The organism is Candidatus Burkholderia verschuerenii (genome assembly GCF_001189365.1).
Classification (GTDB): domain Bacteria; phylum Pseudomonadota; class Gammaproteobacteria; order Burkholderiales; family Burkholderiaceae; genus Caballeronia; species Caballeronia verschuerenii.
On the sequence record NZ_LFJJ01000257.1, the window covers coordinates 1 to 6,562 of the forward strand.

Here is a 6,562-nt window from a genome sequence, read left to right on the forward strand (position 1 = left end):
GCATTCTTCATCCATGGCCTGATCGGCGCTTTGTCGTCAAGCACTCAAGGTAGGAGCCCGGTGCCTAAATTGGGCACGCCGGGATCTGTGCGGGGGGTGTTCAGTAATGGACATCCCTACCGCAATCTCGCATCATCCAGTAAAATGTCTGCTTTGAGGCGAGCCCAAGAAGCACGCCTGTCAAACCAAGACGCGCCGCTTGAACCCGAGCCACAAGCCCGGTAGAGAGCACCCGATCAATTTTTTGCCGAAAATTCGAAAGGTGACGAATGAACATGCCTAGCGCGGAATTCTCCACGTCGGATACCACACCTCCTCAAGAAGCTGACTCCATCGGCGGCACCGTGCTCATGCGCGCGCTGGCGGATGAGAACGTCGAATTCATCTGGGGTTATCCCGGCGGCTCGGTACTCTACATCTACGACGAGCTGTACAAGCAGGACAAGATTCAGCACATCCTCGTGCGCCACGAGCAAGCCGCAGTCCACGCCGCCGACGCCTATGCGCGTTCCACCGGCAACGTGGGCGTGTGCCTCGTGACTTCGGGCCCGGGCGTGACCAATGCCGTCACCGGCATCGCCACGGCCTATATGGATTCCATTCCGCTCGTGGTCATCAGCGGCCAGGTTCCGACCGCGGCCATCGGCCTCGATGCGTTCCAGGAGTGCGATACGGTCGGCATCACGCGTCCCTGCGTGAAGCACAACTTCCTCGTGAAGGACGTGCGCGACCTGGCGGCGATCGTCAAGAAGGCGTTCTACATTGCGCGCACCGGCCGTCCCGGTCCCGTGCTGATCGACATTCCGAAGGACGTGTCGAAGGCGCCGTGCAAGTACGAGCCAATCAAGAGCGTGTCGCTGCGTTCGTACAATCCGGTCACCAAGGGCCATTCGGGCCAGATCCGCAAGGCGGTGCAACTGCTGCTGGCGGCCAAGCGTCCGTATATCTACACCGGCGGCGGCATCATTCTGGCCGATGCATCGCGCGAGCTGAACCAGTTCGCCGATCTGCTCGGCTATCCGGTCACCAATACGTTGATGGGCCTCGGCGGCTATCGCGCGTCCGACAAGAAGTTCTTGGGCATGCTCGGCATGCACGGCACGTACGAAGCCAACATGGCGATGCAGAACTGCGACGTGCTGATCGCCATCGGCGCGCGCTTCGACGACCGCGTGATCGGCGATCCGAAGCACTTCGCGTCGTCGCCGCGCAAGATCATCCATATCGACATCGATCCGTCGTCCATTTCCAAGCGCGTGAAGGTGGATATCCCCATCGTCGGCGACGTGAAGGAAGTGCTCAAGGAACTCATCGAGCAGCTTCAGCACGCGGAACACGGCCCGGACACGCAGTCGCTTAAAGCGTGGTGGGACGAGATCGAAGGCTGGCGCTCGAAAGACTGCCTCTCGTACGACCGCAAGAGCGAGATCATCAAGCCACAGTACGTCGTCGAAAAGCTCGCCGAGCTGATCGACGGCAACGCGTTCGTGTGTTCGGATGTCGGCCAGCACCAGATGTGGGCCGCGCAGTTCTATCCGTTCAACAAGCCGCGCCGCTGGATCAACTCGGGCGGCCTGGGCACGATGGGCTTCGGCCTGCCGGCGGCGATGGGCGTGAAGATGGCGCATCCGGACGACGAAGTGGTCTGTATCACGGGCGAAGGCTCCATCCAGATGTGCATTCAGGAGCTCTCGACGTGCAAGCAGTACAACACGCCCGTCAAGATCATCTCGCTGAACAACCGCTATCTGGGCATGGTGCGCCAGTGGCAGCAGATCGAATACTCGAAGCGCTATTCCAGTTCGTACATGGACGCGCTGCCGGACTTCGTGAAGCTCGCCGAGGCGTTCGGCCATGTCGGCATGCGCATCGAAAAAACCGCGGATGTCGAGCCGGCGCTGAAGGAAGCGCTCCGCCTGAAGGATCGCACCGTGTTTCTCGACTTCCAGACCGATCCCACCGAAAACGTATTCCCGATGGTGCAAGCAGGCAAAGGCATCACGGAAATGCTGCTCGGGTCTGAGGATCTATAACGCCGCTTCGTTGCGCGAGGCTCGCGCGCGCCTGTCTTCACAAAGGACATGTGCCGCGCGCGGGTTTTTCGAAACGAACGCTTGTCTGGATAAACATCGGGAATTGCACACATGAAACACATCATCTCCGTTTTGCTTGAGAACGAGCCGGGCGCGTTATCGCGTGTCGTCGGGCTGTTTTCCGCACGCGGCTATAACATCGAAACGCTGACGGTGGCGCCGACCGAAGACAGTTCGCTGTCGCGGCTGACCATCGTCTCCATTGGCTCGGACGACGTGATCGAACAGATCACGAAGCACCTGAACCGCCTGATCGAGGTGGTGAAAGTGGTCGACCTGACAGAGGGCGCCCACATCGAGCGCGAGCTGATGCTCATCAAGGTAAGGGCGGTCGGCAAGGAGCGCGAAGAGATGAAGCGCATGGCGGATATCTTCCGCGGCCGCATCATCGACGTGACCGAGAAGACCTACACGATGGAACTGACGGGCGCGTCCGACAAGCTCGACGCGTTCATCCAGGGACTCGACGCCACGGCCATCCTGGAAACGGTTCGCACGGGCAGCTCCGGCATCGGCAGGGGCGAGCGGATTCTCAAGGTCTGAGCACCGACCGATCCATCCCATCATCAAGCAGCGCAAGTAGCACACCAAATTCAACGCATCAGGACAAGGAACCACCATGAAAGTTTTCTACGACAAAGACGCCGACCTCTCCCTCATCAAGGGCAAGCAAGTCACCATCATCGGTTATGGCTCGCAAGGCCATGCACACGCGCTGAACCTGAAGGAAAGCGGCGTAAACGTGACGGTCGGCCTGCGTAAGGTCGGCGCATCGTGGAGCAAGGCCGAGAACGCCGGCCTGAAGGTGAAGGAAGTGGGCGAAGCCGTGAAGGGCGCCGATGTCGTCATGATGCTGCTGCCGGACGAGCAGATCGCCGAAGTCTACAAGAACGAAGTGCACGCCAACGCCAAGGAAGGCGCGGCGCTGGCCTTCGCGCACGGCTTCAACATCCACTACGGCCAGGTGATCCCGCGCGCGGATCTGGACGTCATCATGATCGCGCCGAAGGCCCCGGGCCACACGGTGCGCAACACTTACCAGAACGGCGGCGGCGTGCCGCACCTGATCGCGGTCGCGCAGGACAAGACCGGTTCGGCGCGCGACGTCGCGCTGTCGTACGCGGTGGCGAACGGCGGCGGCCGTGCGGGCATCATCGAAACGAACTTCCGTGAAGAAACGGAAACCGATCTGTTCGGCGAGCAAGCCGTGCTGTGCGGCGGCACGGTCGACCTGATCAAGGCCGGTTTCGAAACGCTGGTGGAAGCCGGCTACGCGCCGGAAATGGCGTACTTCGAGTGCCTGCACGAACTGAAGCTGATCGTCGACCTGATCTACGAAGGCGGCATCGCCAACATGAACTACTCGATCTCGAACAACGCCGAGTTCGGCGAGTACGTGACGGGCCCGCGCATCGTGACGAGCGAAACGAAGAAGGCGATGAAGGCGGTTCTGGAAGACATCCAGACCGGCGAATACGCCAAGAACTTCATTCTGGAAAACCGCGCCGGCGCGCCGACGCTGCAATCGCGCCGCCGCATCACGTCCGAGCACCAGATCGAAGTCGTCGGCGAAAAGCTGCGCGCGATGATGCCGTGGATCGCGAAGAACAAGCTGGTCGACCAGTCGAAGAACTAAGCTTGATTCGCTAGTCACGCTTTTTGCTACATGTAAAGCCGCCCGGAGACCCTGTGCTCCGGGCGGCTTTTGCTATCCTACGTTTTTTAAAAAACACTGAACTCGTTCATGAACTATCCCCATCCGATCATCGCCCGCGAAGGCTGGCCGTTCATCGCCATCGCGGCTGTCGTCGCCATTCTGGTGCAGGCGATCGGCGGCTTCGGCTTCGTCTGGATCTTCTGGCTGATCGTGATTTTCGTCGTCCAGTTCTTCCGCGATCCCGCCCGGCCGATTCCCGCCCAGCCGAATGCCGTGCTGTGCCCGGCGGACGGCCGTATCGTCGCGGTCGAAACCACGCAGGACCCGTACGCGGGCCGCGAAGCGCTCAAGATCAGCGTGTTCATGAACGTGTTCAATGTGCACTCGCAGCGCTCGCCGGTGGACGGCGCGATCACCAAGGTCCAGTACTTCCCCGGCGCGTATCTGAACGCCGCGGTCGACAAGGCATCGATCGAAAACGAACGCAACGCGGTCGTCATCCAGACGGCGGCGGGGCACACGGTGACGTCGGTACAGATCGCCGGTCTGATCGCGCGACGCATTCTCTGCTACGTGCACGTCGGCGAGCCGCTGACGCGCGGGCAGCGTTACGGCTTCATCCGCTTCGGATCGCGTGTCGACGTGTATCTGCCGGTCGGTAGCCGGCCGCGCGTGTCGATCGGCGAAAAGGTGTCGGCTTCGTCGACGGTCCTCGCCGAGTTCGCGGAATAAGGCCGGCTTTCGGTTCGGGCAGGACTCGGAGGACTCGATGGCGGCATTCAAACCGCGCCGTAACCGCATGAACGGAGCGCCTCCTCGGGCGTTCCGCCGTAACAAATCCGCGCAGGACGTCGGCGTCGTCGAGACGCGGCGCGCCAAGCGGCAGCAATTCCTCAAGAAGCGCGGCATCTATCTGTTGCCGAACGCTTTCACCACCGCCGCGCTGTTCTGCGGCTTTTTCGCCGTCGTGCAGGCAATGAACGTGCGTTTCGAAATCGCCGCCATCGCCATTTTCGTCGCGATGGTGCTCGACGGCATGGACGGCCGCGTCGCGCGCATGACGCATACGCAGAGCGCGTTCGGCGAGCAGTTCGACAGCCTGTCGGACATGGTGTCGTTCGGCGTCGCGCCGGCGCTCGTGATGTACGAATGGGTGCTGAAAGACCTCGGGCGCTGGGGCTGGCTCGCGGCGTTCGTGTATTGCTCGGGCGCGGCGCTGCGGCTGGCGCGCTTCAACACCAACGTCGGCGTGGTCGACAAGCGCTATTTTCAGGGCTTGCCGTCGCCGGCGGCGGCTGCGCTGATCGCCGGTTTCGTGTGGCTCGCGACCGATAATCGCGTGCCGCTCAAGCTCGTGTGGCTGCCGTGGGTCGCCTTTGCGCTGACCATCTACGCGGGCGTGACGATGGTATCGAACGCGCCGTTTTACAGCGGCAAGGCGCTGGACGTGCGTTACCGGATTCCGTTCGCGGGCGTGCTGCTGATCGTGGTGGCGTTCGTGCTGGTGTCGTCCGACCCGCCGGTGATGCTGTTCTGCCTGTTCGTGCTGTACGGCTTCTCGGGTTACTTCTGGTGGGTGTACATGGCGATGCGCGGGCGGCCGAATCCGGCGCGCAGCTCACAGCGGGATCATTGACGCGGCGGCATCGGATGAAGAAAAGGCGACGGATTCCTCCGTCGCCTTTTTTGTTTCCGCGCCCGTTTCCGGCGATTTAGCCCGAAACCAGCGTGCCGTTCGAAATATGCACGCGTTCGCCCTGACTGAACGGCGGCGGGTTCTTATACGTGAAGTAGCGCGTATGGCCGTTTTCCATCCGCACGCGGACCGAATAATCCGTCTCGCTGCGGATATACTTTTCGACCGAATTGCCCGCGAGACCGCCGCCGAGCGCGCCGAGGAGCGTCATCGCGGTGCGGCCACCGCCGCCGCCGAACTGATTGCCGACGACGCCACCCGCCACCGCGCCGCCGACCGCGCCGATCCCCGTGCCGTGACCTTCACGCTTGACGGCGGAAATGGCTTCGACGGTGCCGCAGGTCGTACACGCCGCCACATGCTGCGGCGGTTGCTGCTGGGCATAGGAAGGCTGCTGTGCGGGCGCTTGCTGCGCCTGTTGCTGTTGTTGCGCGGCCTGCTGAGCCGCCGCCTGCTGCTGTGCTGCTTGCTGCTGCGCCGCCTGAGCGGAAGGCGATTGCGTCGCCGCGCTCGGCGCCGCCGAATCGACGACAGGTTGCTGCTGCTGCGCGACCGCCGCCGTTTGCGTCTGCGGATTCTGCGCCGAATCGCTCGATACCTTCGGGAACAGTCCCGTCATGGCCGCCGTGGCGACGAGGCTCGCGACGACGATTACCGCGCCCGCCGCCGTCGCGATGAGCGGATGCAGCCGGCGCGGCTGATTCGATGCGCCGCCCGTGGACGGCGACGTGCTGAGTTTATTGGTCCCGTTATCCATTTTTTGAACCTCCAGTGCGAGGCGGATTGCCGCTGTTCGATCCTATTGTCGGGGAAACCCGTAATCCGCGCTTTTTCCGCTTGTAACAATTTCCCGGAAATCGGCGCGCATGGATTCAAGCACATCCGATGCCATGCGTGAATTCACGGCGTTCCCCGCCATGCGGGATGCTGAAGGTTTGAAACTTTTACCAGCAGTTACAACAAAATCGTTCAGACGATCGGCATAGGGACGGCCAGCAAGCTGGCCGGTCCCTTGCCACACCACCCTGCCACACCACCCGGCGTGCGGGTCCGCACCGGGCGGTTCGGGAAGTTGAGGTTATGTGAGGCGAGGCATGCCAAGACGATCGAAGTAGG

At 62.1% G+C, this 6,562-nt stretch carries 6 protein-coding genes; 5 read left to right on the forward strand and 1 reads right to left on the reverse strand.

Translation table 11 applies throughout. The annotated features are described in order from the left end of the window. The first annotated feature begins 269 nt into the window (after positions 1-269). The 5 genes from BVER_RS26755 (at position 270) to pssA (ending at position 5,386) form a co-directional block, all read left to right on the forward strand. The gene (locus tag BVER_RS26755; protein WP_050455839.1) at positions 270-2,033 is read left to right on the forward strand and encodes an acetolactate synthase 3 catalytic subunit; all 1,764 of its coding nucleotides are present in this window, start codon (positions 270-272) and stop codon (positions 2,031-2,033) included. A gap of 111 nt (positions 2,034-2,144) precedes the next feature. Then, positions 2,145-2,636, forward strand: a complete 492-nt coding sequence (gene ilvN / locus BVER_RS26760) for an acetolactate synthase small subunit (protein ID WP_035939651.1) — start codon at positions 2,145-2,147, stop codon at positions 2,634-2,636. A gap of 76 nt (positions 2,637-2,712) precedes the next feature. Continuing rightward, a complete protein-coding gene (ilvC, locus tag BVER_RS26765) occupies positions 2,713-3,729 on the forward strand; it encodes a ketol-acid reductoisomerase (RefSeq protein ID WP_050455840.1) in 1,017 nt (338 codons plus the stop codon). Between the two features lie 108 nt (positions 3,730-3,837). Further along, positions 3,838-4,482, forward strand: coding sequence for a phosphatidylserine decarboxylase (locus BVER_RS26770; protein WP_050455841.1), 645 nt, complete (start codon positions 3,838-3,840; stop codon positions 4,480-4,482). A 37-nt stretch (positions 4,483-4,519) separates the two neighbouring features. Further along, positions 4,520-5,386, forward strand: coding sequence for a CDP-diacylglycerol--serine O-phosphatidyltransferase (gene pssA / locus BVER_RS26775; RefSeq protein ID WP_050455842.1), 867 nt, complete (start codon positions 4,520-4,522; stop codon positions 5,384-5,386). A gap of 76 nt (positions 5,387-5,462) precedes the next feature. Here the strand turns inward: pssA and BVER_RS26780 are convergent, their stop codons facing one another. Next, positions 5,463-6,203 carry a glycine zipper 2TM domain-containing protein gene (locus tag BVER_RS26780; protein ID WP_050455843.1) on the reverse strand — a complete coding sequence of 247 codons (741 nt, stop codon included), beginning with the start codon at positions 6,201-6,203 and terminating at the stop codon, positions 5,463-5,465. Positions 6,204-6,562: the final 359 nt, after the last annotated feature.

Bases quoted from the DNA above. Each gene is read 5' to 3' on its own strand.
- BVER_RS26755 (WP_050455839.1), top strand. From the start codon at position 270: ATGAACATGCCTAGCGCGGAATTCTCCACGTCGGATACCACACCTCCT.
- ilvN (WP_035939651.1), top strand. From the start codon at position 2,145: ATGAAACACATCATCTCCGTTTTGCTTGAGAACGAGCCGGGCGCGTTA.
- ilvC (WP_050455840.1), top strand. From the start codon at position 2,713: ATGAAAGTTTTCTACGACAAAGACGCCGACCTCTCCCTCATCAAGGGC.
- BVER_RS26770 (WP_050455841.1), top strand. From the start codon at position 3,838: ATGAACTATCCCCATCCGATCATCGCCCGCGAAGGCTGGCCGTTCATC.
- pssA (WP_050455842.1), top strand. From the start codon at position 4,520: ATGGCGGCATTCAAACCGCGCCGTAACCGCATGAACGGAGCGCCTCCT.
- BVER_RS26780 (WP_050455843.1), bottom strand. From the start codon at position 6,203: ATGGATAACGGGACCAATAAACTCAGCACGTCGCCGTCCACGGGCGGC.